We start from the raw sequence: 24641 nt of genomic DNA, 5'->3' as shown, positions 1-24641 counted from the left end.
ACGCTCTATGGCACGTTCGGTCTTTCGGTTTCTGTCGCGGCAGCCCGAAACGCCCGAGCTTTACAGTGCCGATCATCACCTGCGCCTACCCCGCTACGACGATTTCGATCAGTGGCATGCGCTGCGCCGCGAGAGCCGCGCCTTCCTGCAGCCCTGGGAACCGAGCTGGCGTGCCGACGAACTGACCGAGCGATCCTTCCGCTCCCGCGTCGTGCGCAACAGCCAGGAATACCATTCCGGGCTTGCCGTTCCCTTCCTTCTGTTCGCCCGCGAGGGACATGTGCTGCTCGGCGGGCTGACGATCGGGCTCATTCGCCGCGGCGCCTCGCAGAGCTGCATGATCGGTTACTGGATGGGCGAGCGGCATGCCGGTCAGGGTCATATGTTTGCCGCACTTCAGCTGGCTATTCCCTACATCTTCGGGGCACTTGAGTTGCACCGGATTGAAGCAGCCTGTATTCCAGAGAACGAGAAAAGCATCCGGTTGCTCGAAAAGGCCGGGTTTCAGCGGGAAGGTCTCTTGCGCGACTATCTGAAAATCAACGGGCAATGGCGCGACCACGCGATGTTTTCGCGGCTGGCGGGCCGCGCCGCGGGGAACGGGAACAAAGACAACTCATGAAGCATAACCGGAACAGGCAAGCGGCGGCCGGCCGATGGCTGGCGGCCGCGATAGCCACGGCGATGCTTGCGTTCGTCGGTCTCTTCTCGACGCTCGCGCTCGCGGCCGAACCGGTCAAGATCGCGCGCGACGACACCGCGCTCGACCTGACCGCCACCACCGAGATCTACACCAACCAGGGCGAGGCCTTCCAGGTTTCCACGGCTGCCGGAGCCGACGGTATCCGGCGGCGCATCGAGGTGCGCGCCTCCTCGCCCGAGCACCAGGGCGACTGGGCGGTGTTCGCGCTCGCCAACGTGTCGGAGGAACAGCTGGAGCGCGTGATCGTCGCACCGCATTTCCGGCTTGCCAATTCCAAGCTGTTCTGGCCCGACCTCGGCTCGCAGCGCATCATCGCCATCACCCCGTCCGAAGGCTTTGCCCTTGACCGCCAGCCGAGCGAGGAAGCCGACGTCTTCCGCATCACGCTCAATCCGGGCTCGGTGATCACCTTCGTCGCCGAACTTTCGACACCCAACCTGCCGCAGATCTATCTTTGGGAACCGGACGCCTACAAGGACACCGTCAACGCGTTCACGCTCTATCGGGGCATCGTGCTCGGCATTGCCGGCCTGCTCGCCGTGTTCCTCACCATCCTCTTCGTGGTCAAGGGCACCTCGATGCTGCCGGCGGCGGCAGCACTCGCCTGGGCGGTGCTTGCCTATATCTGCGTCGACTTCGGCTTCCTCGAAAAGCTGATCAGCATCACGTCGAGCGACCAGCGAATATGGCGCGCCGGCGCGGAAGTGGCGCTTGCCTCCTCGCTGGTCATCTTCCTTTTCACCTATCTCAACCTCAACCGCTGGCACGTGCATCTCGGTTACGCGACCTTCGCCTGGATCCTCGGTCTCGGCCTGCTGTTCGGCGTGGCCATCTACGATCCGTCCGTCGCGTCGGGCATCGCGCGCCTCTCCTTCGCGCTGACGGCGACCGCCGGCATCGCGCTGATCTTCTATCTCGGCTTCAACCGCTACGACCGCGCCATCCTTCTGGTGCCCACCTGGGCGCTGATCCTGGTCTGGCTGTTCGGCGGATGGCTGACCGTCACAGGCCAGCTCGACAACGACATCATCCAGCCGGCGCTCGGCGGCGGCCTCGTGCTCATCGTTCTCCTGATCGGCTTCACCGTCATGCAGCATGCCTTCGCCGGCGGCGCATACCAGCAGGGACTGTTCTCCGATCTCGAGCGCCAGTCGCTGGCACTCACCGGTTCGGGCGACACCGTCTGGGACTGGGACGTGGCACGCGACCGTGTGGTGACGAGCCCGGACATTTCCCTGCGCCTAGGCCTCTCCCCGGGAACCATGCACGGCCCGGCCCGCAACTGGCTGCCGCGTCTCCACCCTGACGACCGCGACCGGTTCCGCGCCACGCTCGACGTGCTGCTCGAACACCGCAAGGGCCGCCTCAACCACGAATTCCGCATTCGCGCCGAGGACGGCCACTTCCACTGGCTGAAGATCCGCGCCCGACCGGTGCTCGGGTCGAACGGCGAGGTCATCCGCTGCGTCGGCACGATCATCGACGTGACCGAGCAGAAGAACTCGATCGACCGGCTGCTGACCGACGCCATGCACGACAACCTGACCGGTCTGCCGAACCGCGAGGTCTTCCTCGACCGTCTGCAGTCCGTGCTGACGCTCGCCAACGGCTCCGACAGCGTGCGGCCGACCGTGATGGCGATCGACATCGACCGCTACAAGCAGGTCAACGACGCGCTGGGGATCGCCGCCGGCGACAACATCCTGATCGCGCTGACACGCCGCCTGCGCAGGCTCCTGAAGCCGCAGGACACGCTCGCTCGCCTTTCCGGCGACGAGTTCGGCCTGATACTCGTCTCGGAACGCGATCCGGCGAAGATCGCCGATTTCGCCGATGCGGTGTCGAAGGCGATCATGGTGCCGATCAATTTTGCCAACCGCGAGATCATCCTGACGGCCTCGATCGGGCTCGTCTCCTGGGTCGACCAGCAGGAAAGCGCCGCCGGCCTGCTGTCCGATGCGGAACTTGCGATGTACCGGGCGAAACGCGTCGGCGGCAACCGTGTCGAACCGTTCCGTCCCGCCTTCCGTGGCACCGGCACCGACCGCCTGCAGCTCGAGACCGATCTTCGCCGCGCCATCGATCGCAAGGAGCTGTCGATGGTCTACCAGCCGATCGTGCGGCTCGCCGACGGGGAAATCGCCGGCTTCGAGGCGCTGATGCGCTGGGACCATCCGAAGCGCGGCAATATTCCGCCGTCGGAGTTCATTCCGATCGCGGAAATGTCGGATCTCATCGAACCGCTCGGCATGTTCGCGCTCGAACGGGCGACCACCGACCTGATGGACTGGGAACGGCATACGGGCGAACTGCCGGTCTTCGTGACCGTCAACCTGTCGAGCGCGCAGTTGCTTTCGAGCGAGCTCTACAACGACGTGCGCGCCATGCTGACCAAGACGCAGTGCGACCCGCACCGCATCAAGCTCGAACTCACCGAGAGCGTGGTGATGGAAAACCCGGAACAGGCCCGCCTCGTGCTGGCGAAGCTGAAGGAGACCGGCATCTCGCTGGCCCTCGACGATTTCGGCACCGGCTATTCCTCGCTTGCCTACCTCACGCGCTTCCCCTTCGACACGATCAAGCTCGACAAGGCGCTGGTCAACGACCGCTCGCCGAAGCGCAGCGTCCTGTTGAGATCGGTGATCTCGATGGCTTGCGGGTTGGAGATGAAGGTGGTCGCGGAAGGCATCGAGAGCGATGCCGACGCCGAGGAACTCGGCAAGCTCGGCTGCGATTTCGGCCAGAGCTACCTGTTCGGCGCGCCACTCGGTGCGGAATCCGTGCAACGCCTGCTGAAGGAACGCTTTCCGCTGACGAAGCGGGCGTAATGTCGTGATCGGGGCGGCCGGCCAAGCGCCTCAGGCGTGGCCTGCCTCCATCGACAGCATGGCCGGCGATACGCCCATCAGGGCAAGCGCGCGCTCATACTTGTTGTCGAGCGTGCGATCGAAGATCAGATCCTCGGTCGCCGCGCAGTTCAGCCAGCCATTGTTGGACATCTCGAATTCGAGTTGACCGGGCCCCCAGCCGGCATAGCCAAGCAGCATGGTGGCCCGGCGCGGGCCTCGACCATCGGAGATCGCCCGGACGATGTCGAGGGTGGCAGTCAGTGAAATGTCGTCGCTGACCGGTATGCTGCTGTCGCTCAGATAGTCGTCGCTGTGCAGGACAAAGCCGCGTCCGGTCTCTACCGGGCCGCCGTTCTGGATCGGGAACTCGCGGGCATGCTCGGGCAGCATGATGGCGTCGGTGCGGTCGATCAGGCCGAGATGCAGGAGCACGTCGGCGAAGGTGACGGATTGCGGGCGGTTGATGATGAAGCCCATCGCGCCGGCGGGCGAATGGGCGCAGATGTAGACGACGGAACGGGCAAAATTACCGTCGGCCATGCCGGGCATGGCGATCAGCAACTGGCCGTCGAGGAAGCCCCGTTCACGATCCTTTTTCATCGTCGAGATAGACATTGTCACCTCCACTCGCCCTTGGGGAAACATCCGGCGGAAGCGCAGGCAACGCCTATCCGAGCCGTCCTTCTGAATGAAGATGGGGCAGGATCGTCCTGCAATCAACTAAAAATGATCCCACTAGCGGAAGCGTGACTGGCAGACGATCAAAGCTTGATCTAAATGCCTGGACCATGACGCGATCCCTGACCCACGTTTCTTGCCTGCCGGCCGCCAAGGCGGTCGTGGTCGCCGTTGCGGCGACGCTCTGCTTCGCCCCGGCAAAGGCAGCAACCAGCGAATGGGCGGTCAACGAAGGCGGTCGGATGCGGCTCGTGGTGCTTCCAGCAGACAGCGACGGCAAGCGCGCCGCAGCGCTTCAGATCGAGCCGTCGGCCGGCTGGATCACCTATTGGCGCGAGCCGGGCGACGCGGGGATTCCACCGACCATCAGCCTTGCTCCGGAGAGCGGCTACACCCTTTCGGAAGTCGCATTTCCGGTGCCGAAGCGCATCGACAACGGCGACATGCGCGATATCGGATATGACAAGGCCGTCACCCTGCCGCTGACGCTCTCGCGTTCGGCAGGCAGCGCACCGGCCGACGAACTGAAGGCTTCGGTGTTCATAGGGCTCTGCAAGAACATCTGCATCCCCTTCCAGGCGGAATTCCAGCTGTCGCTGGAGCTCAGCGACGCGGCACTTGCCGAAGAGGCGGCCCTCGTCACCTCTGCGCGCAAGGCTCTTCCCGAACAGCCCTCGCCCGATTTCTCCGTCAAGCAGCATGCTCTGAACGCCGATGCCACTTCGTTGAGCGTGACGCTGACCCTGCCCGAGGGTGTCGCGAAAGAAGAGCCCGAGATCATCGTCACCGGTCCGAGCGGCCGTGTGTTTCTCGACCAGAGCGAACGGCAGCTTTCAGGGCGCGAACTGACCGTGGCGGTGCCGATCAAGGGCCTGCCGCGCAACTATGATATTCACGGCAAGAGCTGGGGCATCCTGGTCAAAGCAGGCGGAAGGGCGATGGAAACCACCCTTGCCTTTGACTAGCGTCAATCTATATTCCGCTCGACCGGTGGGCCGACGGCGCCCACCCCTTCAACGAGCGAGGACGACTTTCATGACGATTGCCATCGGCGAACGCCTGCCCCAGGCCACCTTCAAGGAAAAGACGGCCGACGGCCCGGTCGAGGTCACGACGGACGCCCTGTTCAAGGGCAAGAAGGTGGTGCTGTTCGCCGTACCGGGAGCGTTTACGCCGACCTGCACGCTGAACCACCTGCCGGGCTACCTGGAGAATCGCGATGCGCTCATCGCCCGCGGTGTCGACGACATCGCGGTGATCGCGGTCAATGACTGGCATGTCATGGGCGCCTGGGCACAGCAGAGCGGCGGGCTCGGCAAGATCCACTTCCTCGCCGACTGGGATGCCTCGTTCACGAAGGCGCTCGGCCTCGACGCCGACCTGTCGGCCGGTGGCCTCGGCGTGCGCTCGAAGCGCTATTCGATGCTGGTCGAGGACGGCGTGGTGAAGTCTCTCAACGTCGAGGAAAATCCGGGCCAGGCGACCGTATCGGCGGCCGCCGCGATGATCGAGCAGCTCTGAGCTGTCTCGACCCAATTCCCCATCGACGCAAGGGGCGGCGGAGCAATCCGCCGCCTTTGTCTTTTCAGATTTCCATGTCGAACACGAGAATGCCCGAGAGCCCGCCGTCGCTTGCCTTGACGATGCGTTCGCCGACAGCGACATGGTCCGGATGCTTCAGGTAATAGTCGCGGACGGTGGCGTCCTCGAAGGTGATGATGAAGCCATCGAGATAGCCACCATGCAGGCCTTCGGGCGAGATGTTCGGCCCGTATTTCACCTCGCCCATGCCGGGGACAACCTCCCTCAACGCCACGATCGCCTCATAGATCGACTGCTTTTCTGCTTCCTGAACAGCTGCCTTGAAACGCAGGAACACGCAGTGCTGGATCATGAAGTGCCTCTCCCGGTCTGGTCTTTTGTTCGCGCAGGATAGAGGGGATGACGCAAAGGGCAAGGCGCGATTGCGACGCAAGTGCTTCGCTTGCAGCATGGGATGCGATGGCAGTCGAAGTCTTTGAGTGCCCCATCCGCGCACAGGATGGGCCCGCGCACTCGGCAGAGCGACTATCCTGTCAGGTGGTCACCGCCCCTGCAGCAGGGCCTTGCCGAGATTGGGTTTCTTGAAGGGTTCCATGCCCTTGCGGGCGAGTTCGTCGGCGCGTTCGTTTTCCGGGTGACCCGCATGGCCCTTGACCCAGTGCCACTTGACCTTGTGCCGCTGGTTGGCGGCGTCGAGCTGTTGCCAGAGTTCGCCGTTCTTGACCGGCTTCTTGTCGGCGGTCCGCCAGCCGTTCTTCTTCCAGCCGAAGATCCACTTCGAAATGCCGTCCATCACATACTTGCTGTCGGTGTGGAGGTCGATCTCGCACTGCGACTTCAGCGCGTTCAGCGCCTCGATCGCCGCCATCAGCTCCATGCGGTTGTTGGTCGTCTCGGCCTCGCCGCCGAACAGCTCCTTCTCCACCTCGCCATAACGCAGGATCGCACCCCAGCCGCCGGGCCCGGGATTTCCGGAGCAGGCGCCGTCGGTAAAGATGTCAACATGCTTCATAGGGTAAGCCCGTATTCGGCGCTGGAGCGCACCTGGCGATGGAAACGCAGCTTCTTCAGGTATTCCAACGGATCCTTCTTGACCACCAGCGCGCCGGCCGGCGTGGTCAGCCAGTCGTAGAGACGGGTGAGGAAGAAGCGCAGCGCCGAACCGCGGGCGAGGATCGGCAGTGCCTCGATCTCGGCGAGCCCGAGCGGGCGGATCTGCTGGTAACCCTCGATCATCGCCATGCCCTTGGTGATGTTGTAGGCGCCATCCTTCTCGAAGCACCAGGCATTGAGGCAGATCGACAGGTCATAGGCGAGGAAGTCGTTGCAGGCGAAATAGAAGTCGATGAGACCCGACAGGTCGTCACCGAGGAAGAAGACGTTATCGGGGAAGAGATCGGCATGGATGACGCCTTCCGGCAGGCTTTTCGGCCAGTGCTGGGCGAGGAAGGAAATCTCGCCGCCGACTTCGAGTTCGAGCCCCTGCTCGACCTCGTCGGCGCGGTCCTTCGATTTGGCCCAGAGCGTCTTCCAGCCTTCGAGCGACAGGGCGTTCGGGCGCTTCAGTTCAAAGCCTTCGCCGGCGACATGCATCGCGGCCAGCGCCTTGCCGACCTCGCGGCAATGGCGGGCTTCCGGCTTCCTCAGCCACATGCCTTCGAGGAAGGAGATGAGCGCCGCCGGCCGGCCGGAAAGCTCTCCGAGCAGTGCGCCGTCCCGGCGCGGCAGAGGCAGCGGGCAGGAAAGCCCGCGGTCGGCCAGGTGATGCATCAGACCGAGGAAGAACGGCAGGTCGTTCTTCTCGACCCGCTTTTCGTAGAGCGTCAGGATCAGTGGCGACTTCGAGGTGTGCAGCAGGAAGTTCGAGTTCTCGACGCCCTCGGCGATGCCCTTGTACGACAGAAGCTCACCGGCATCATATTGCGCCAGGAAGGCCTTGAGATCGACTTCGTTGATGTCGGTGTAGACTGCCACTTCGATTTTCCCGCGATCGCTCAAAACATGCTTCGACAATGGCCCAAGCCATACAGCGGAGAAATGCCGAGTGCCAGTGCCTGCGCGACGCGGGGCACAGGAATTGGACGCAAACGCACCTTCGCCGCCTATCGATCGTCACGGAGGAAGCCACTTGGCCACATGTCCGCCGGCCCGGCCGGAACTCAACAATCAAGAGTGGAAACTTCACTCTTTTCTAATGTTGAATGTACTAGGCTACCTGCTCAGACGAACATTTCCGGATGGTTGGCATGGGTTTTCCAGAGGGTATCAGAATCGCGAGCCATTTCGCTTCGACGATGCAGCTTGCCCTCGTGGCGGCAGACAGCGAAGGTCGCATACGCTTCGCGAACCAGGCCTTCTGCGAGATGTTCGGTTATGACGTCACACAGATCCTCGGCGAATCGCTTCTCGTCATCATCCCGCAACGACTGCGCGGCGCCCATATCGCGGGAATGGCCAATATCGCCGCCGGCTCTAGGCCCGGGCGCGGCGCAAAACCGGTCGAGGTCTCTGCCCTGAAGAGCGATGGCAGCGAGTTTCCGATCGAGATCACCCTTGCGACCTGGAAGGACTCGGACGGCTTTTGGGCGGGGGCCACAATCCGCGACATTTCGGAAAGGCGAGAACGCGACGCCCGATTGATGCGCCTCGCCTCGCACGACACCCTCACCGGCCTGCAGAACCGGCACGAATTCATGTCGGGGCTCAACCAGATGCTGGCCGCAGGCTCGGCGTGCTCGCTGATCCTCCTGGATCTGGACGGCTTCAAGGAGGTCAACGACACCCATGGCCATGTGATGGGAGACAGCCTGCTCCAAGCGGTCGGCGTCCGGCTTCCCTATCTTCTGGGCGACAATGCCACGGTGGCGAGACTGGGCGGTGACGAATTTGCCATCCTTCTCACGAACTGCGCGACCGCGTCGACAGCGGAGACGGAGGCCAGCCGCATCCTGCAGGCGTTCCGTAGGCCGTTCAGCTTGGGCGGACTGGAACTCGAGCTCAGCACCAGCATCGGGATCGCGCTTTCGCCTGTTCACGGCAGCGAAGCGGAAGAGCTCGTCGCGTCGGCCGATTTTGCACTCTACCGGGCCAAGGCGCACGGGGGGCGGTGTTACCGCATGTTCGAGCCGTCGATGCGCAGTGAGAACCAGGCACGCCGTACCATGCGGGACCAGCTGCGACATGCACTTCGCCACGGCGAACTCATGCTTCACTATCAGCCGCAGGTCGAGCTCACTTCGCACCGGGTGGTCGGCTTCGAGGCCCTGATCCGCTGGAACCATCCGGAACGCGGCCTGCTCCTTCCCGGCGACTTTCTCCCGTCGCTCGAACAGAGCTCGCTGGCGAAGGAGATCGGCTGGTGGACGATCGACGAAGCCTGCCGGTTTGCCGCGGCCATCAATGGCGGCGGCACGGAATACAAGATCGCGGTCAACCTGTTCGCCCAGCAGTTTCGGGCGCCGAACCTCCTGAACAAGGTCGAGGAGGCCCTGGCGCGTCACCGGATCGCACCTGGCTGCCTCGAACTCGAGGTAACCGAGGAAGTGACGCTCAACGACTATGAGGCCAGCCTGGAGACCTTGGCGGCAATCCGTGAAATCGGGGTCGGGGTCGGTTTCGATGATTTCGGCACAGGCTATGCCTCCTTGAGTTCCCTGCAGAAATATCCGCTCACCACGCTCAAGATCGATCGCTGCTTCATCCGAGATATCGAGACACGAACATCAGATGCCGCGATCACGCGTGCACTCGTGGCAATGAGCCGCGACTTGGGGCTCAAGACGGTCGCGGAAGGGATAGAAACCAAGGCGCAGGAAGCCGTGCTGATCGAGATGGGGTGCCCCGAGGGCCAGGGCTATCTTTATGGCCGCCCCTTGCGGGAACAGGACGCGATCGCCCTGGTACGGGGAGCGGACGTACAGTGCGAAGACCGCAGGAGGACCAGGGGCCGATAGCTTCGGCGCCCAAGGTCTTCGTCTCAGCGTCTCCTGCCGGCGCTTCGCTCGGGCTCAGCGCGTTCGTTGCTAAAAACGATCACAGGATCATTTTTCCGGCTTCTCGCACTCGGCAGTTCGCTGCCGGCCCGTCGCTCGGGCTCCGGGCGTTCGACGCTAGAAACGATTCGCTGGATCGTTTCCCCGAGCCCGCTTCGCGCGCTCGGCCGCGTCTCAACCATTCACCCAGGCCATGTCTTCGCGGGTGAGCTCGACGTCGCGCAGTTCGCGGTTGACAAGGAAATGCTCGTTTTCCTCGGCCGTGATGGCCAGTTCGACCTTGGCATCGAAACGCAACCGGAAGGCTTCGATGATCTCGTCGACAATGACCTCCGGCGCGGACGCGCCAGCAGAAATGCCGAGCACGCCGATCTGGCCGATGGCGTCCCAGTCGATCTCCGAGGCGCGCTGCACCAGCATGGACCGCGTGGCGCCGGCGCGAAGGGCAACCTCGACGAGGCGCTTGGAGTTGGAGGAGTTGGGAGCGCCGACGACGATAAACAGGTCGCAGCCGGGCGCCGCGGCCTTCACCGCTTCCTGACGGTTGGTCGTGGCATAGCAGATCGAATCGGCAGACGGAGCGGTCAGGTTCGGGAAGCGCTCCTGAAGCTTGGCGATCACACCGGCCGTGTCATCGACGGACAGCGTGGTCTGGGTGACGAAACCGAGATTGTCCGGGTCGGTGGGCGTGTAGGCCTCGGCATCCTCGACGGTCTCGACGAGCGAAACCGAACCCTCGGGCAACTGCCCCATGGTCCCGATCACTTCGGGGTGGCCCGCATGGCCGATCAGGATCACGTGACGGCCGAGGCGCTGATGGCGCATGGCCTGCTTGTGGACCTTCGAGACCAGCGGACACGTTGCATCGAGATAGAAGAGGTTGCGGCTCTCGGCGTCCTCTGGGACCGACTTCGGCACGCCATGGGCGGAAAAGACCACCGGCTGCTCGCGATGCTCGACGGGGATCTCGTCCAGTTCCTCGACGAAGATCGCGCCCTTGGCTTCCAAACCCTCGACCACATAGCGATTGTGGACGATCTCGTGACGAACATAGACCGGTGCCCCGAAGCGCTTGAGCGCCAGCACGACGATCTGGATGGCGCGGTCGACGCCGGCGCAGAAGCCGCGCGGGCCGCACAGCCGGATCGTCAGTGGCGGTCGGGAGTAAGTCTCGTTCATCATCAATCAGCCAGCCAGCAGTACCAGGATCAGCGCAAGGACGGCAGGAAGAGCCTGGATGAAGAGGATCTTCCGCGAGGCCGTCGCGCTACCATATAGGCCGGCGACGAACACACATCCAAGGAAAAAGAGCTTCAGCTGAAATGCGAAGCCCGCATCCGGCTGGATGAGCGACCAGCCGAGACCAAGGGCGAGGAAGCCGTTGTAGAGCCCCTGGTTGGCGGCGAGCACCTTCGTCGCCTCGGCCTGCGGCGGCTTCATCCCGAAGGCCTTGAGACCCGCCGGCTTGGTCCAGAGAAACATCTCGAGGACCAGGATATAGACGTGCTCGATCGCCACCAGGGCGACCAGCAGATCGGCAAGAAGTTTCATCTGTTCTCCTCCGGGCGTCGCAGCGCGCCCTCTCTTTTCAAGCGTCCGCCGCCGACCCGAGCGACGCGGCCCGCCGACAGTGGTCAGGATTTCCGGCGTAGCAGCGCGTAGCCGGCGACGCCGGCGAGCGCGAGCGCCAGGCCGTACCAGGTGATGGCATATTGCAGGTGACTGTTGGGCAAGTCGATCTCGGTGACGCCACCCTCCGGCATGCCGCCGGGAACCGGGGTCGCATCCGCGTCGAGGAAGAAGGGCAGCACCTTGTCGTGCGGAAGGCCGGTGCTCGCCGCCATGCGGTCGAGGTCCTTCCAGTAGAAGATGTTCTTCACCTCGTCATTGTCCGGCACCAGCGAAGACGGCTTTTCCGAAAGCCGTGCGCGGGCAAGCCCCTCGACCGTCTGCTCGCCCTGCAACTGGCCTTCCGGCCGCTTGAGGGCGTCCTTCAGCTCATAGGGAACGAAACCGCGATTGACGAAGAGATAGCGACCGTCGGCAAGCTGCAGGGGCGTGTAGACGTAGAAGCCGGCGCGGCCTCGGAAGGTTGCGAGGAAGTGGCGCTCCTTGTCGTGGAGATAGATCCCCTTGGCCTCGGCGGCGCGATAGTCGACATCGCCGCCATTGGTTGCCAATCCTTCCAGCCCGCCGAGATCGAGCGGCGCGGCATGGCGACGCTCGTCGATCTCGGCGATCAGCGCCTCCTTCCACTGCAGGCGCTTCACCTGCCAGGTGCCGAGCGACAGGAGGATCGCCATCGCGACCGGGAAAAGCACGATCGCGAGCCAGAAGCGCAGACCGCGCTTGCCGGACGGCACGCGGGTGCCTTCGCCGTCAGCCACGGTCGATCGTCCCCTGGGACGCCTTGTTGCGGTATTGCAGGGCGATCAGCATGGCCTTGATGGTGCGCAGCAGCCAGAGCGACACGAAGATCGCCAGCGGACCGAACAGGACGAAATGCAGCCAGACCGGCGGCTGGTAGGTGATCTCCGTCCAGACGGCGAGGCCGACGACGAGGAAGTCCGCGAGCAGGATTACGAAGATCGCCGGTCCGTCGCCGGAATCGGCGAAGGAATAGTCCAGGCCGCAATTGCTGCAGCGGGGCTTGATCTTGGTCAGGCCGTCGAACAGACGCCCCTGGCCGCAGCGCGGACAGGATGCCGTCAGGCCGGCCTTGACCGGATCGACGGGGGCGAAATGCGCATTGTCTTGGTTCATCGTCATTTCCTTCGCATAGGCATGGCAGACCTTCGTCGCCAAAGCTCACACCAGCTATAGACCCGACTTGGCAAACCGCAAATGCGACACACTGTTGCGCGTGATGGTCCCGAGCTGCCATTCAAATGAAGAACGGCGCCCGGAGGCGCCGTTCGGATCTCGAATGTCGATCGCTCAGCCGTGGGCGAGCGGTGCGCCCCAACCACCCCAGATATAGATGGAGAAGAAGAGGAACAGCCAGACCACGTCAACGAAATGCCAGTACCAGGCGGCGGCTTCGAAGCCGAAGTGCTGCTTCGGTGTGAAGTCGCCCTTCAGCGCGCGCAGCAGGCAGACGATCAGGAAGATCGTGCCGACGAGCACGTGGAAACCGTGGAAACCGGTCGCCATGAAGAAGGTCGCGCCGTAGATGCTTTCCTTGAAGCCGAACGGCGCGTGCGCGTATTCGTAACCCTGGACGAAGGAGAACAGGACGCCGAGCACAACCGTCAGCGCCAGACCGTTGATCAGACCCTTGCGGTCGCCATGCAGCAGCGCATGGTGGGCCCAGGTCACGCAGGTGCCGGACAGGAGCAGGATGATGGTGTTGTAGAGCGGCAGGTGCCACGGATCGAGGACTTCGATGCCCTTCGGCGGCCACTGGCCACCGGTGAACTCGACACGGCTCGCCTGGATCGCTTCGTTGGCGAAGAGGCTGGCGTCAAAGAAGGCCCAGAACCAGGCGACGAAGAACATCACTTCGGAAGCGATGAACATGATCATGCCGTAGCGCAGGTGGAGCGACACGACGCGGGTATGGGCGCCTTCGTGGGCTTCCTTGATGGTGTCCGCCCACCAGCCGATCATCGTGTAGAGGATGATCGCGAGGCCGATGTAGAACAGCCACGGATTGGCCAGCTCGAGGCCGAACAGCTTGAAGGAGCCGCCGGCGAGATAGCGCATGTAGGCCACGCCACCGAAGGTAATGATGAACGCGCCGATCGAGGCCAGCAGCGGCCACGGGCTCGGATCGATGATGTGGTAGTCGTGATTTTTCTGATGCGCTTCGGCCATGTCAGCAATCCCCGAATGTCAAATTTCCCTGGAGCCCGGCGGACCGGACCCCTCCTCTCAAAGTTTCGGCTGTCCTTCACCCGCCGACGGCAAGGATGCCACCGGCTTCTCCCCCTCATGCGGATAGAAGGTGTAGGACAGCGTGATCGTTCCGATATCCTTCGTCTCGATGGCCTCGGTGATAGCCGGATCGATGAAGAAGACGACCGGCATTTCCAGGCTCTCGCCGGGCTTCAGCTCGGTTTCGGTGAAGCAGAAGCACTGGACCTTGTTGAAATAGGCCGCAGCTTCCATCGGCGTGACGTTGAACACCGCCTGCCCCTTGGTGGCATAGGGCGAGCGGTTCGTCGCGGTGTAGTTGATCTGGACGGTTTCGCCGATCTTCGGCTCGACCGCGCGATCGACCGGCTTGAACTCCCAGTTGAGGCCCGACGACACGTTGGCGTCAAAGGTGACCTTGATCGTCTTGTCGAGAATGACGGTCGAGGCCTGTTCGACGCGCTGGGTGGTCCCGTTATAGCCGGTCACCTGGCAGAACAGCCGATAGAGCGGTGCGGAAGCAAAGGCCACGCCGAGCATGCAGCCGACAAAGGCGACGCATGCAGCAAGGATGGTCACGTTGCCGCGCCGCCTGTCCTTCGTATCGCTGGTCATCATTGCCACCGTGCTGCTCTCCGGTCTCACTGGCCCACGTTGCCGATCTTGATCAGCGTCACGGCATAGAAGATGACGACCAGCGCGGCGAGCACCAGTCCGAGCGCGATGTTGCGGCCGCGACGGGATTTCTTCTGTGCGTCGTTGAGCTTGACGGTTTCCATCAGGCAGCACCTCCGAGGAGCGTCGCAAAACCTACGACGTAGTGATCGACCAGCAGGCCCGAGAAGATGGCGAACAGGTAGAGGATCGAATAGGCGAACAACTTCTTGGCCGGCACCATCTTCTGATCGCCATCGGGCATGCGCCAGACGGCGACGGAACAGATGACGAGAAGCAAACCGAGCAGGCCGGCGAACACGCCGTAATAGACCGACGACAGGCCCGTGATGCTCGGGATGACACCGGTGACAGCGGTCAGCACCGCGTAAAGGGCGATCTGGCGCTTGGTGACGGTCTCGCCGGCGACGTTCGGCAGCATGGGAACGCCGACCGAGCCGTAGTCGCGCATCTTGAAGAGGGCGAGCGCCCAGAAATGCGCCGGCGTCCACAGGAAGATAATCATGAACAGCACGATGCTGTCGAGCGATACGCCGCCGGTGACGCACGCCCAGCCGACCATGGGCGGGAAGGCGCCGGCAGCGCCGCCGATGACGATGTTCTGCGGCGTCGAGCGCTTCAGCCACATCGTGTAGACGACGGCATAGAAGAAGATGGTGAAGGCAAGAAGCCCTGCGGCGAACCAATTGACCGCCAGTCCGAGGATGCCGACGGAAAAGACGGAGAGCACCAGACCGAAGCCAAGCGCTTCGGCGGGCTCGATCCGGCCGGCCGGAATGGGACGCGTGGCGGTCCGGGTCATGACGGCGTCGATATCGGCGTCATACCACATGTTCAGCGCACCGGATGCGCCGGCGCCGACCGCGATGCAGAGAATGGCGATGAAGCCGATAACGGGATTGATGTGGCCGGGCGCGAGCACGAGGCCGGCAAACGCAGTGAAGACGACGAGAGACATGACCCGCGGCTTCAGCAGCGCGAAGAAATCGCGCGCACCGGCTTCCGAAAGGCGGATCTCGCCCTCGAACCCGAGCGTTTCGCGATTGTCGATTACCGTCATTGTCTCCATCCCATCATTCTTGGTCTTTCCGGATGCCGCGCACCGATCGGGCGCGGCATCCGATTTTCATTCAGGCCGGATAGCCTGGCCTTACTTGATCTTCGGCAGCTGTTCCCACTGGTGGAACGGCGGCGGCGAAGACAGCTGCCATTCCAGCGTGGTCGCACCTTCACCCCACGGATTGTCGCCGGCGAGGCGCTTCTTGGCGAAGGCTTCGAAGACGCAGAAGAGGAAGATCAGCACGCCGAAGGCCGAGATGTAGGAACCGATCGACGACACGTAATTCCAGCCAGCGAAGGCATCCGGATAGTCGATGTAGCGGCGCGGCATGCCGGCCAGACCCAGGAAGTGCTGCGGGAAGAACACCATGTTGACGCCGATGAACATCACCCAGAAGTGCAGCTTGCCGAGGAATTCCGAGTACATGTAGCCGGTCATCTTCGGGAACCAGTAGTACCAGGCCGCGAAGATCGCGAAGACGGCGCCGAGCGACAGAACGTAGTGGAAGTGAGCAACCACGTAGTAGGTGTCGTGCAGCGAACGGTCGAGACCGGCGTTGGCCAGCTGGACGCCGGTGACGCCACCGACGGTGAACAGGAAGATGAAGCCGATCGCCCAGACCATCGGGGTGCGGAAGCTGAGCGTACCGCCCCACATCGTCGCGATCCACGAGAAGATCTTGATGCCGGTCGGCACCGCGATGACCATGGTTGCGAAGAGGAAGTAGCGCTGAGCGGCAAGCGACAGGCCGACGGTGTACATGTGGTGTGCCCACACAACGAAGCCGACGGCGCCGATGGCGACCATGGCGTAGGCCATGCCGAGGTAGCCGAAGACCGGCTTCTTCGAGAAGGTCGAGACAATGTGGCTGATGATGCCGAAGCCGGGCAGGATCAGGATGTACACTTCCGGGTGACCGAAGAACCAGAACAGGTGCTGGTAGAGGATCGGATCGCCACCGCCTTCAGGCGCGAAGAAGGTCGTGCCGAAGTTGCGGTCGGTGAGCAGCATGGTGATGCCGCCTGCGAGAACCGGCAGCGAGAGCAGCAGCAGGAACGCGGTCACCAGAACGGCCCAGGCGAACAGCGGCATCTTGTGCAGCGTCATGCCCGGAGCGCGCATGTTGAGGATGGTGGTGATGAAGTTGATCGCGCCGAGGATCGACGATGCACCCGAAACGTGGAGCGCGAAGATCGCAAGATCCACCGCCGGACCGGGCTGACCGGACGTCGCCAGAGGCGGATACATCGTCCAGCCGCCGCCGACGCCGAAGGCACCTGCCGGTCCTTCGACGAACATCGAAAGGAGAAGCAGCAGGAAGGCCGGAACGATCAGCCAGAAGGAGATGTTGTTCAGGCGCGGGAAAGCCATGTCCGGAGCGCCGATCATGATCGGGATCATCCAGTTGGCAAAACCGCCGATCAGCGCCGGCATGACCATGAAGAAGATCATGATGAGCGCGTGCGCGGTGGTGAACACGTTGAACATGTGCTTGCCGGCGTCGATCGCCGCGTCGCCTTCAGCGCTGTAAACCATGGAGGCCAGACCGTGGAAGATCTGGATGCCGGGCTCCTGGAGTTCGGCGCGCATGGCGACCGAGAGCGCACCGCCGATGATGCCGGCGATGATCGCGAAGATCAGGTAGAGGGTGCCGATGTCCTTGTGGTTGGTCGAGAGGAACCAACGCGTGAAGAAGGAAGGCTTGTGGTCATGATGCTCGTGGGCACCATGTGCATGATCGTCGTGGGCAACAGGTCCAGCCATTGTCCTCACTCCCCTTAGTTCGAAACATTTTCAGCGAGCTGGACGGACTTGTCCCCGCCGTCCACAGCCGCCATCAGCGCCTTGTTGGCGCCAGCGAGATCCGAGCCGGCCGCATCGAGCCAGGCGGCGTACTTCTCATCCGAGACGACACGGATCGCGATCGGCATGAACGCATGATCCTTGCCGCAAAGCTCCGAACACTGGCCGTAGAACAGGCCTTCGCGATCGGCCTTGAACCAGGTTTCGTTCAGACGACCCGGCACTGCGTCGATCTTGACACCAAAGGACGGCATCGCAAAGGCGTGAATGACGTCGGTCGGCGCAGCGGTGACGAGCAGGCGAACCGTCTTACCGACCGGAACAACCATTTCGTTGTCGACCGCGAGCAACCGCGGATAGACCGACTTGTCTTCCTTGCCTGCAGCCGCACGATCTTCTTCCTTCAGCATGTAGCTGTCGAACGCCACGGCCTTGTCGCCCTGGTATTCATAATTCCACTGCCACTGGGTCGCGGTCGCCTTGATCGTGACGTCCGGATTCTCCGGCTGGGTCAGCTGGGCGGAGAGGAGATTGAAGGAAGGGATCGCGAAGAACAGAAGAACGAGAACCGGACCGACGGTCCAGACGATCTCGATCGCCGTATTGTGGCTGGTCTTCGAAGGAACCGGGTTGGCGGCGGCGCGGAAGCGCACGACGACAACCACGAGAAGGATCAGAACGAAGATCGTGATCGGTACGATGAACCACAGAGTGTAATCCTCGAACCAGCGAATCTGCTCCATGATCGAAGTCGCCGCCGGCTGCAGATCAATCTGCCACGGCGTCGGCTGGTCGGCAAAACTGCCAGAAGCGAAAAGCAGACAGGCCAAGGCGGCCAATGCTGCATAAGCTTTCTTCATCACGATTTCTCTCCCACAAGCGTTTGATCCACATCAAATCAAACCGCAAAATCCATGCTATGCTCTGCGTTTAAAATCACAGATTGGCCGCAATCGCAATACATGCCGACCCTTGGCAGGGTCGCATTTTTGCGCTTGATCAATTCCGGCCACACTCTCCTCAACTCTGACCTGAATTCGCCCTTCCCCGGCTCGACGAACTGTGCCGACAGAGCGCCCGGACCGTCCCAATTATGCCTTACTCGACTGGAAAAGACGCTCCGGGGCTTTCATTTTCCCCGCCCCGACGCCAAGAATGGCGGGGTGATTCGATTTCAGAGGTACCCATGGGTCTCGCAAGACTTTTCCGGTCCGGTTTGACCGCAAGCGCGATCGCCGTTGCAGCGCTCGCCACTCCGGTTGAGGCCCAGCAGCAGCCGCCCGGCACGATCCGCTCCAATCACGGCGCATGGTCGGTGATCTGCGATACGCCGGCCGGCGCATCGGCGGAACAGTGTGCGCTGATGCAGAACGTGATCGCCGAGGACCGGCCGGAGGTCGGCCTTTCCGTCGTGGTTCTCAAGACCGCCGACAGGAAGGCAAAGATCCTGCGCATCCTGGCGCCGCTCGGTGTACTGCTCAAGGACGGCATGGAGCTCTATGTCGACGGCAATAATATCGGCCGCGCCTATTTCACCCGCTGCTTCTCCGAAGGTTGCTATGTCGAGGTCGAGATCGACGAAGAGCTGATGAAGATCCTGCGCGCCGGCAAGAATGCCGTCTTCGCACTGCGTGAGTCGGCGGACCAGGATCGCGTCGGGATTCCAATCGAACTCGCCGGCTTCGGCGAAGGCTACGACAAGCTGCCTTAAGCGCACATTTAATTGATAGGTCTATCGTTGCTGACCGGGGCCCAGGCTCCGGTCAAGCCTTGTCGGCGCCGCCCAATGCGCCTACATCGGGGCAAGCTTGCAAGGAGATTTCCATGACCCACGACCTTCTCGGCCTTTTCGACTGCGACGAGGCGACGCTCGAACGGCGCGTGGCGCAGGCACTGGCAGGCGCCGATGACGGCGAGCTTTATCTCGAGCACGCCCAGTCGGAATCGCTGACCTTCGACAACGGTCGCCTGAAGGGCGGAAGCTTCAACACCGACCAGGGTTTCGGCCTTCGCGCGGTGGCAGGCGAAGCAGTCGGATATGCACATTCGGGCGAACTTTCGCTCGCGGCGCTCAATCGCGCAGCCGACGCAGTGGGCGCCGTGACCCATGGATATGCCGGCTCCTATGCCGCAGCGCCTCAGCGCACCAACGCCAAGCTCTATGGTGAAGGCAATCCGATCGGATCGCCGAGCTTCGAGGAGAAGGTCAAGCTTCTCGCGGAAATCGACGCCTATCTCCGCGCCAAGGATCCCAAGGTCCGCCAGGTGACCGCCTCGATCGCCGCGAGCTGGCAGGTCGTCGAGATCCTCCGCGCCGACGGCCACCGGGTGCGCGACATCCGGCCGATGACCCGCATCAACGTTTCGGTGGTCGCCGGCCAGGGCGACCGCCAGGAAAGCGGTTCCTACGGCACAGGCGGACGCATGGCATTCTCCGACTTCCTGACGGAGGAAAGCTGGCGTCACGGCGCCGACGAGGCACTGCGCCAGGCGCTCGTCAACCTTGAGGCGATCGACGCTCCGGCCGGCACCATGGACATCGTGCTCGGCAATGGCTGGCCGGGCGTCATGCTGCACGAGGCCGTCGGCCACGGCCTCGAAGGTGACTTCAACCGCAAGAAGACCTCGGCCTTTGCCGGCCTGATGGGCGAGATGGTCGCCGCCCCCGGCGTCACGGTGGTCGACGACGGCACGATCGACAACCGCCGCGGCTCGATTACGGTGGACGACGAGGGTACGCCCTCGGCCTACAACGTGCTGATCGAGAACGGCCGGCTGGTCGGCTACATGCAGGACCGCCAGAACGCCCGCCTGATGGGCATGAAGGCGACCGGCAACGGCCGCCGCCAGGGCTATTCGCACCAGCCGATGCCGCGCATGACCAACACCTACATGCTGTCCGGCACCCGCACGCCGGACGAGATCATCGCCTCGGTCAAGAACGGGATCTATGCGGTCTCGTTCGGTGGCGGACAGGTCGACATCACGTCGGGCAAGTTCGTGTTCGGCTGCACCGAGGCCTACATGATCGAAAACGGCAAGATCGGTGCACCGGTCAAGGGCGCCATGCTGATCGGCAACGGCCCCGAGGCGATGAAGCGCATCTCCATGGTCGGCAACGACATGACGCTCGATCGCGGCATCGGCAATTGCGGCAAGGCCGGCCAGTGGGTCCCGGTCGGCGTCGGCCAGCCGCATCTGCGGATGGATCAGGTCACGGTCGGCGGCACGCGGGCTTGAGGCGAAACGCCTTCTGATCGAAGGCAGGGCCGCGTATTGCAATGCTTTGACTGCATGCCGCCCCGGGGACATCATCCCTGGGTTGGGCGAATTGACCCGTGGGCAAAAGCAGAACTCGCGTCACGCTCAGTGACGATCTTCGGGAACATGTGCGGCGCCAGCTGACGGAGATCAACCGTTATCCAGAGCGGATGATTACATCAGCGCTCGTCGGCCGTGATTTGCGGACACAGGAAGACCAGAAGTCCTTCCTGGCGAAGGCTTCGCCGTCCCCTCACCCGCGCGATGGCATCAGGACGCAATCGTAGCGGTTCTTCACCAGCTTGTCGCAGGCCATGCGGGCCTGTTCCTTGCTGCCGAAGCCCGTGAAGCGGGCGCGGTAGAAGGTCGAGCCATCGAGGGTGACGGCTTCGGTATAGGTGTCGTGGCCGTCGAGGGCGGCGCCGACCTTTGCGCGGGCGTCGGCCAGGAGTTCCATGGCAGCTTGTGCACTCGATGCGGCGGCGATCTGGATCTGCCAGCCCCGGGCCTTGCCGACCTTGGTCGGCTGAGCGGCATCCGTTGCCTCGGCTTCGGGCGAGAGAGCCGGAACGTCACTGGCGATCGAGGCGGTGGCAAGCTCGACCGGCTTGGCATAGGCATTGCCGTAGCGGGTGGCGTCAACCGGCGTGGACTTTGCCATACCGATGACGGCGGCGATCGCGTCCTGACGCGGCGCGGGAACCGGGATTTCGTCGCCAAGGCGTGCGATATCGATGTTTCCGGACGCCGCAATGCTGGCCAGCAGCTTGCTGCCGCCGGAGGCCTTGGCGATATTGCCGGCGATCAGCTTCTCCATGACCTTGTCACGGCTCGCGGCGGAGCGGCCGCCCATCACGACACCGATCACACGGCGGTTGCCGTCCTTGACGGCGCTGACGAGATTGTAGCCGGAAGCATTCGTATAGCCGGTCTTGATGCCGTCCATGCCCTTGTAGCGGTACATCAGATTGTTGTGGCCGTTGATCGTGCGGCCGCGGAAGGCGAAGCTCTTGGTGTTGAAGAGCTTGTACTCCTCGGGGAAGTCGCGCAGCAGCACGATGCCGAGGGTCGACATGTCGCGCGCGGTGGTGATCTGGCGATCGTCCGGCAGGCCCGAGGCGTTGACGAAGGTGGTTCGCGACATGCCGAGTGCGCGCGCCTTCTTCGTCATCATTGCGGCGAACTGTTCCTCCGTGCCGCCGAGCTTTTCGGCCATGGCGGCGGCGGCGTCGTTCGCCGACTGGACGATCATGCCGAGGACAGCTTCGCGGACGGTGATCTTGTCACCGGCCTTGACGCGGAGCTTTGTCGGCGGGCGGGTGGCCGCATATTTCGAAAACGGCACAGGGCTGTCCCACGACAACCGACCACGACGGATCGCGTCGAAGGTCATGTAGAGCGTCATCATTTTCGTAAGCGATGCGGGATGATTGGGGCTGTCGGGGTTTTCCGAAGCCAGGACTTCACCGGTGCGGGCATCGAGGAGGAACTGGGCACTGCCGGCCTGCGCCGAACTGGAAAAGGAAGCGATCGCCATAAGAAACGAAAGCGCGATCAACAACTTCTTCATGCATCCTCCAGAGGCGGCGATTTCTTGGCAGTCTGTCGCCGGGCCAATTCAGGCGGCGACGAACTGAAATTCGGGCGTTCCCTAAGGCAAGAATGGGGCGACAATCGTTCAGAGATGAGCGCCGCCCTCAACTATTAACCAAAAGTTTCATGACCGTGGTAAACGAGGGGTTAATAGCCAATGGCCATATCCCGGAGCTTGCGCGGCAGGAAACCGGCATGACGTGTAAAGCAAGGCTTAACCGCTTGTCACTAGCCTCGGCCTTGTCATACCGGCGCGTTTTGCCACACCGCCTGACCAAAATTGGGTCGGCACCAAACCTGAAGGTCGAGGACGGAACGATGAAGGCCATCCTGAAGGGCTTTGCGCGCAAAGCCGCAATCAGTGGCGGCCTCGAAGCGTCGCATATCCTCACCCGGCTCGGCGCCCTGAAGACGGCACGCGGCCGTGGCGCGATCTTCACGCTGCATCATGTCCGCCCGCACAATCGCCCGCCGTTCGATCCCAACGGTCATCTGGAAATCACGCCGGAATTCCTCGATGCGGCCATCCGGCGACTGAAGGCCGACGGCTATCGCTTCGTCCGGCTCGACGACCTGCCGCGGATCCTGGCCGAGGAACCGGCGGGAGCACCCGTCGCCGCCTTCACGCTGGATGACGGCTACCGGGACAATGCGGAATACGCCCTGCCCGTGTTCGAGAAACATGGCGTGCCCTTCACCATCTTCGTGGCAAAAGGTTTCAGCGAACGCAGCCACACGATCTGGTGGGAAACGGCGGAGGCGCTGTTCAATGCCTTCGGGCCCTTCACCATCGAAACGGACGCGGGTCCCGTTACCCACGAGATCGCGACGGCGCTGGCCAAGCGGAAGGCCTGCGATCTCGTCTGCGACGCTATTTGCGGACCGCGGGAAGCAGCTGCGATCGAACGGCTGGACAAGGCCGCGCGGAGCGTCGGGGTCGACCCTGTGGGGATCGTCGACAGGCTGGTCATGCCGGCCGAGGCGTTGCGCGCGCTCGCGCGCCATCCGCTCGCGAGCCTCGGCGCGCATACCGTAAGCCATCGCGCGCTCGCCTTTCTCGGCGAGAACGAAACACGGCAGGAGCTGAAGGATAGCGCCGACTACGTCGAGGATCTGACCGGAAAGCGGCCGACGATCTTCGCCTATCCCTATGGGGACGAGCGCAGCGCGACGCGACACACGGCCGATCTCGTTGCCGGAGAGGGTTTCGCCCTGGCGGTGACCACCCGGGCAGGGACGCTCGGGAGCAAGGGCAGCATGGACATGATGCTTCTGCCGCGCATCTCGCTCAACGGCTACTTCCAGAAGCCGCGCTACGTCTCGGCGCTCGCCTCCGGCATTCCCTTCATGATCCATCGCTGAACCGGCCGCGATCCGACGGACCACGGCCGGGCATTATCCGGTCAGGGATACATTCTCACCTTGTGCCACGGCGCGTCCGGGCTTTCGCGGCGGAACTCGATGCGGTCGTGCAGGCGGAACTTGCGGTCGTGCCAGAACTCGATCGACACGGGCTTGATGCGAAAACCCGACCAGTGCGGTGGGCGCGGCACGCTGCCAAGCGCATAGCGAGCGGTATATTCGGCAACCGACTTCTCGAGCGCGAAGCGGCCCTCGAGCGGGCGCGACTGCTTCGAGGCCCAGGCCCCGATCCGGCTGCCGAGCGGGCGGGAGTGGAAATACTCGTCGGCCTCGGCGTCAGATACCACCTCGACCTCGCCGCGCAGGCGGACCTGCCGTCGCAGCGATTTCCAGTGAAAGCACATCGCCGCCTTTTTCTGGCCGAGAATTTCCTGTCCCTTCTGGCTCTCGAAGTTTGTGTAAAAGACGAAGCCCCGGGAATCATAACCCTTGAGCAGGACCATTCGCACGTTCGGCAGGCCGTTCTCATCAACGGTTGCTACCGCGACCGCATTGGGATCATTGATCTCCGAAGACTCTGCATCCTTCAGCCACGCGCCGAACAGCGCGAAGGGCTCGTTTTCCTCGGTGAAGTCACCGCTTGTTAACCCAGTCTCTGACATATTACCTAAAATGCTCCCGAACTTGATCATGATTGCCCAGGGTCGAAGCACTGGACAGGACGCCCATTGAGAGACATAGCAAAGTCGAACGAGAGCAAAAAGGGTGAGCCGATGCGCAAGCGCAGTTTACTTCTCATCCTTGCTGCAACGCTTCCGCTCAGCGGCTGCTTCGGCGGAGGCATGGACCTGTTCGGATCCGACGTGGATCGTTCGATCTCCACCAACACCGTGCAGCAGAAGAAGTCCGCGGAAGGCCGTTCCGACGAACTGACGGTGCAGAACGCCGTGTCTTCCGCCGACCTGTCGCGCTCCGACAGCCGTCTTCCCTGGGCCAATGCGACGACTGGCAGTGCGGGCGTGGTGACGGCCATCCAGGAGCAGAAGTCCAACGGCGTGGTCTGCCGCAACTTCTCCACCACCCGGCATTCCTACGAAGGGATCGCCTATTTCTCCGGGAAGACCTGCACCGCCGGCTCCGGCCAGTGGCAGCTGATGAGCTTCACCCGCCAGCCGTGACAGGCGCCTAAACTCGCGACGGCCGCGGGGACTGCGCGTAACCACTGATTAGCATCTTCTTGTCATACTCGCGGCATTGTAAAGCCGGGC

The 24641-nt window shown here is 62.9% G+C and carries 25 protein-coding genes; 9 read left to right on the top strand and 16 right to left on the bottom strand.

All coding sequences use genetic code 11. The features are described 5' to 3' along the window. The first annotated feature begins 7 nt into the window (after positions 1-7). A complete protein-coding gene (locus ACX93L_RS11505; protein WP_169589950.1) occupies positions 8-622 on the top strand; it encodes a GNAT family N-acetyltransferase in 615 nt (204 codons plus the stop codon). 62 nt (positions 623-684) lie between these two features. After that, positions 685-3531, top strand: a complete 2847-nt coding sequence (locus ACX93L_RS11500) for an EAL domain-containing protein (protein ID WP_459405375.1) — start codon at positions 685-687, stop codon at positions 3529-3531. A 30-nt stretch (positions 3532-3561) separates the two neighbouring features. Here the strand turns inward: ACX93L_RS11500 and ACX93L_RS11495 are convergent, their stop codons facing one another. Continuing rightward, positions 3562-4167, bottom strand: a complete 606-nt coding sequence (locus ACX93L_RS11495; RefSeq protein WP_169589954.1) for a YqgE/AlgH family protein — start codon at positions 4165-4167, stop codon at positions 3562-3564. A gap of 173 nt (positions 4168-4340) precedes the next feature. Here ACX93L_RS11495 and ACX93L_RS11490 point away from each other — a divergent pair, with 173 nt between their 5' ends. Beyond that, positions 4341-5195 (top strand): protein-disulfide reductase DsbD domain-containing protein, encoded by an 855-nt coding sequence (locus ACX93L_RS11490; RefSeq protein ID WP_459404951.1) that lies wholly within the window; start codon positions 4341-4343, stop codon positions 5193-5195. 70 nt (positions 5196-5265) lie between these two features. Next, positions 5266-5751: a redoxin family protein gene (locus ACX93L_RS11485; protein WP_459404950.1), complete on the top strand. Its 486-nt coding sequence runs from the start codon at positions 5266-5268 to the stop codon at positions 5749-5751. 64 nt (positions 5752-5815) lie between these two features. Here the strand turns inward: ACX93L_RS11485 and ACX93L_RS11480 are convergent, their stop codons facing one another. From ACX93L_RS11480 to ACX93L_RS11470, 3 genes are all read right to left on the bottom strand, one after another. After that, the gene (locus ACX93L_RS11480) at positions 5816-6124 is read right to left on the bottom strand and encodes a Dabb family protein (RefSeq protein WP_459404949.1); all 309 of its coding nucleotides are present in this window, start codon (positions 6122-6124) and stop codon (positions 5816-5818) included. Positions 6125-6313: 189 nt separating this feature from the next. After that, positions 6314-6784 carry a ribonuclease HI gene (gene rnhA / locus ACX93L_RS11475; RefSeq protein WP_169589965.1) on the bottom strand — a complete coding sequence of 157 codons (471 nt, stop codon included), beginning with the start codon at positions 6782-6784 and terminating at the stop codon, positions 6314-6316. Then, on the bottom strand, positions 6781-7746 hold the full coding sequence (locus tag ACX93L_RS11470) for a homoserine kinase (RefSeq protein ID WP_459404948.1): 966 nt from the start codon (positions 7744-7746) through the stop codon (positions 6781-6783). Before ACX93L_RS11470 ends, rnhA begins: the two co-directional genes overlap by 4 nt. A 272-nt stretch (positions 7747-8018) precedes the next feature. Here ACX93L_RS11470 and ACX93L_RS11465 point away from each other — a divergent pair, with 272 nt between their 5' ends. Then, the gene (locus ACX93L_RS11465) at positions 8019-9725 is read left to right on the top strand and encodes a putative bifunctional diguanylate cyclase/phosphodiesterase (protein WP_459404947.1); all 1707 of its coding nucleotides are present in this window, start codon (positions 8019-8021) and stop codon (positions 9723-9725) included. A gap of 213 nt (positions 9726-9938) precedes the next feature. On the opposite strand, the gene ispH is transcribed toward ACX93L_RS11465, so the two are convergent. From ispH to coxB, 10 genes are all read right to left on the bottom strand, one after another. Beyond that, a complete protein-coding gene (gene ispH, locus ACX93L_RS11460) occupies positions 9939-10943 on the bottom strand; it encodes a 4-hydroxy-3-methylbut-2-enyl diphosphate reductase (RefSeq protein ID WP_459405374.1) in 1005 nt (334 codons plus the stop codon). A 6-nt stretch (positions 10944-10949) separates the two neighbouring features. Then, positions 10950-11315: a DUF1304 domain-containing protein gene (locus ACX93L_RS11455; protein ID WP_459404946.1), complete on the bottom strand. Its 366-nt coding sequence runs from the start codon at positions 11313-11315 to the stop codon at positions 10950-10952. An 83-nt stretch (positions 11316-11398) separates the two neighbouring features. After that, on the bottom strand, positions 11399-12151 hold the full coding sequence (locus ACX93L_RS11450) for an SURF1 family protein (protein WP_459404945.1): 753 nt from the start codon (positions 12149-12151) through the stop codon (positions 11399-11401). Continuing rightward, positions 12144-12527 (bottom strand): DUF983 domain-containing protein, encoded by a 384-nt coding sequence (locus ACX93L_RS11445; protein ID WP_459404944.1) that lies wholly within the window; start codon positions 12525-12527, stop codon positions 12144-12146. The genes ACX93L_RS11450 and ACX93L_RS11445 overlap by 8 nt, the downstream gene beginning before the upstream one ends. Before the next feature lie 174 nt (positions 12528-12701). Then, the gene (locus ACX93L_RS11440; protein WP_459404943.1) at positions 12702-13580 is read right to left on the bottom strand and encodes a cytochrome c oxidase subunit 3; all 879 of its coding nucleotides are present in this window, start codon (positions 13578-13580) and stop codon (positions 12702-12704) included. A 57-nt stretch (positions 13581-13637) separates the two neighbouring features. Further along, positions 13638-14237 (bottom strand): cytochrome c oxidase assembly protein, encoded by a 600-nt coding sequence (locus tag ACX93L_RS11435; RefSeq protein ID WP_459405373.1) that lies wholly within the window; start codon positions 14235-14237, stop codon positions 13638-13640. A gap of 23 nt (positions 14238-14260) precedes the next feature. Then, on the bottom strand, positions 14261-14398 hold the full coding sequence (locus ACX93L_RS11430) for a hypothetical protein (protein ID WP_459404942.1): 138 nt from the start codon (positions 14396-14398) through the stop codon (positions 14261-14263). After that, positions 14398-15354 carry a heme o synthase gene (locus ACX93L_RS11425; protein WP_459404941.1) on the bottom strand — a complete coding sequence of 319 codons (957 nt, stop codon included), beginning with the start codon at positions 15352-15354 and terminating at the stop codon, positions 14398-14400. The genes ACX93L_RS11430 and ACX93L_RS11425 overlap by 1 nt, the downstream gene beginning before the upstream one ends. A 90-nt stretch (positions 15355-15444) precedes the next feature. After that, on the bottom strand, positions 15445-17118 hold the full coding sequence (ctaD, locus tag ACX93L_RS11420; protein ID WP_459404940.1) for a cytochrome c oxidase subunit I: 1674 nt from the start codon (positions 17116-17118) through the stop codon (positions 15445-15447). Between the two features lie 14 nt (positions 17119-17132). Continuing rightward, complete coding sequence (gene coxB / locus ACX93L_RS11415; RefSeq protein ID WP_459405372.1) at positions 17133-18017, bottom strand: cytochrome c oxidase subunit II; 885 nt, start codon at positions 18015-18017, stop codon at positions 17133-17135. Positions 18018-18343: 326 nt separating this feature from the next. Here coxB and ACX93L_RS11410 point away from each other — a divergent pair, with 326 nt between their 5' ends. Both ACX93L_RS11410 and tldD read left to right on the top strand, forming a co-directional pair. Next, a complete protein-coding gene (locus ACX93L_RS11410) occupies positions 18344-18868 on the top strand; it encodes an invasion associated locus B family protein (RefSeq protein ID WP_169589987.1) in 525 nt (174 codons plus the stop codon). A gap of 113 nt (positions 18869-18981) precedes the next feature. Next, positions 18982-20397 (top strand): metalloprotease TldD, encoded by a 1416-nt coding sequence (tldD, locus tag ACX93L_RS11405; protein WP_459404939.1) that lies wholly within the window; start codon positions 18982-18984, stop codon positions 20395-20397. Between the two features lie 274 nt (positions 20398-20671). Here the strand turns inward: tldD and ACX93L_RS11400 are convergent, their stop codons facing one another. After that, entirely contained in the window at positions 20672-21988 is a 1317-nt protein-coding gene (locus ACX93L_RS11400) for a serine hydrolase (protein ID WP_459404938.1), read from the bottom strand. Positions 21989-22329: 341 nt separating this feature from the next. Between ACX93L_RS11400 and ACX93L_RS11395 the strand changes: the two genes are divergently transcribed. After that, positions 22330-23373, top strand: coding sequence for a polysaccharide deacetylase family protein (locus ACX93L_RS11395; protein ID WP_459404937.1), 1044 nt, complete (start codon positions 22330-22332; stop codon positions 23371-23373). A 41-nt stretch (positions 23374-23414) separates the two neighbouring features. On the opposite strand, the gene pdxH is transcribed toward ACX93L_RS11395, so the two are convergent. Beyond that, positions 23415-24035 (bottom strand): pyridoxamine 5'-phosphate oxidase, encoded by a 621-nt coding sequence (gene pdxH / locus ACX93L_RS11390; RefSeq protein ID WP_459404936.1) that lies wholly within the window; start codon positions 24033-24035, stop codon positions 23415-23417. A 111-nt stretch (positions 24036-24146) separates the two neighbouring features. Between pdxH and ACX93L_RS11385 the strand changes: the two genes are divergently transcribed. Next, on the top strand, positions 24147-24551 hold the full coding sequence (locus tag ACX93L_RS11385; RefSeq protein WP_169590005.1) for an RT0821/Lpp0805 family surface protein: 405 nt from the start codon (positions 24147-24149) through the stop codon (positions 24549-24551). Positions 24552-24641: the final 90 nt, after the last annotated feature.

The sequence above is a fragment of the Rhizobium sp. CAU 1783 genome (genome assembly GCF_054551725.1).
The sequence above is the reverse complement of the archived record's forward strand: the minus strand, read 5'-3'. Positions and strand labels throughout refer to the sequence as shown.

What these genes read in the sequence shown, in the direction of transcription:
- ACX93L_RS11505 (WP_169589950.1), top strand. Translation starts at nt 8, where the DNA reads ATGGCACGTTCGGTCTTTCGGTTTCTGTCGCGGCAGCCCGAAACGCCC.
- ACX93L_RS11500 (WP_459405375.1), top strand. Translation starts at nt 685, where the DNA reads ATGCTTGCGTTCGTCGGTCTCTTCTCGACGCTCGCGCTCGCGGCCGAA.
- ACX93L_RS11495 (WP_169589954.1), bottom strand. Translation starts at nt 4,167, where the DNA reads ATGTCTATCTCGACGATGAAAAAGGATCGTGAACGGGGCTTCCTCGAC.
- ACX93L_RS11490 (WP_459404951.1), top strand. Translation starts at nt 4,341, where the DNA reads ATGACGCGATCCCTGACCCACGTTTCTTGCCTGCCGGCCGCCAAGGCG.
- ACX93L_RS11485 (WP_459404950.1), top strand. Translation starts at nt 5,266, where the DNA reads ATGACGATTGCCATCGGCGAACGCCTGCCCCAGGCCACCTTCAAGGAA.
- ACX93L_RS11480 (WP_459404949.1), bottom strand. Translation starts at nt 6,124, where the DNA reads ATGATCCAGCACTGCGTGTTCCTGCGTTTCAAGGCAGCTGTTCAGGAA.
- rnhA (WP_169589965.1), bottom strand. Translation starts at nt 6,784, where the DNA reads ATGAAGCATGTTGACATCTTTACCGACGGCGCCTGCTCCGGAAATCCC.
- ACX93L_RS11465 (WP_459404947.1), top strand. Translation starts at nt 8,019, where the DNA reads ATGGGTTTTCCAGAGGGTATCAGAATCGCGAGCCATTTCGCTTCGACG.
- ispH (WP_459405374.1), bottom strand. Translation starts at nt 10,943, where the DNA reads ATGAACGAGACTTACTCCCGACCGCCACTGACGATCCGGCTGTGCGGC.
- ACX93L_RS11455 (WP_459404946.1), bottom strand. Translation starts at nt 11,315, where the DNA reads ATGAAACTTCTTGCCGATCTGCTGGTCGCCCTGGTGGCGATCGAGCAC.
- ACX93L_RS11445 (WP_459404944.1), bottom strand. Translation starts at nt 12,527, where the DNA reads ATGAACCAAGACAATGCGCATTTCGCCCCCGTCGATCCGGTCAAGGCC.
- ACX93L_RS11440 (WP_459404943.1), bottom strand. Translation starts at nt 13,580, where the DNA reads ATGGCCGAAGCGCATCAGAAAAATCACGACTACCACATCATCGATCCG.
- ACX93L_RS11435 (WP_459405373.1), bottom strand. Translation starts at nt 14,237, where the DNA reads ATGATGACCAGCGATACGAAGGACAGGCGGCGCGGCAACGTGACCATC.
- ACX93L_RS11430 (WP_459404942.1), bottom strand. Translation starts at nt 14,398, where the DNA reads ATGGAAACCGTCAAGCTCAACGACGCACAGAAGAAATCCCGTCGCGGC.
- ACX93L_RS11425 (WP_459404941.1), bottom strand. Translation starts at nt 15,354, where the DNA reads ATGACGGTAATCGACAATCGCGAAACGCTCGGGTTCGAGGGCGAGATC.
- ctaD (WP_459404940.1), bottom strand. Translation starts at nt 17,118, where the DNA reads ATGGCTGGACCTGTTGCCCACGACGATCATGCACATGGTGCCCACGAG.
- coxB (WP_459405372.1), bottom strand. Translation starts at nt 18,017, where the DNA reads ATGAAGAAAGCTTATGCAGCATTGGCCGCCTTGGCCTGTCTGCTTTTC.
- ACX93L_RS11410 (WP_169589987.1), top strand. Translation starts at nt 18,344, where the DNA reads ATGGGTCTCGCAAGACTTTTCCGGTCCGGTTTGACCGCAAGCGCGATC.
- tldD (WP_459404939.1), top strand. Translation starts at nt 18,982, where the DNA reads ATGACCCACGACCTTCTCGGCCTTTTCGACTGCGACGAGGCGACGCTC.
- ACX93L_RS11400 (WP_459404938.1), bottom strand. Translation starts at nt 21,988, where the DNA reads ATGAAGAAGTTGTTGATCGCGCTTTCGTTTCTTATGGCGATCGCTTCC.
- ACX93L_RS11395 (WP_459404937.1), top strand. Translation starts at nt 22,330, where the DNA reads ATGAAGGCCATCCTGAAGGGCTTTGCGCGCAAAGCCGCAATCAGTGGC.
- pdxH (WP_459404936.1), bottom strand. Translation starts at nt 24,035, where the DNA reads ATGTCAGAGACTGGGTTAACAAGCGGTGACTTCACCGAGGAAAACGAG.
- ACX93L_RS11385 (WP_169590005.1), top strand. Translation starts at nt 24,147, where the DNA reads ATGCGCAAGCGCAGTTTACTTCTCATCCTTGCTGCAACGCTTCCGCTC.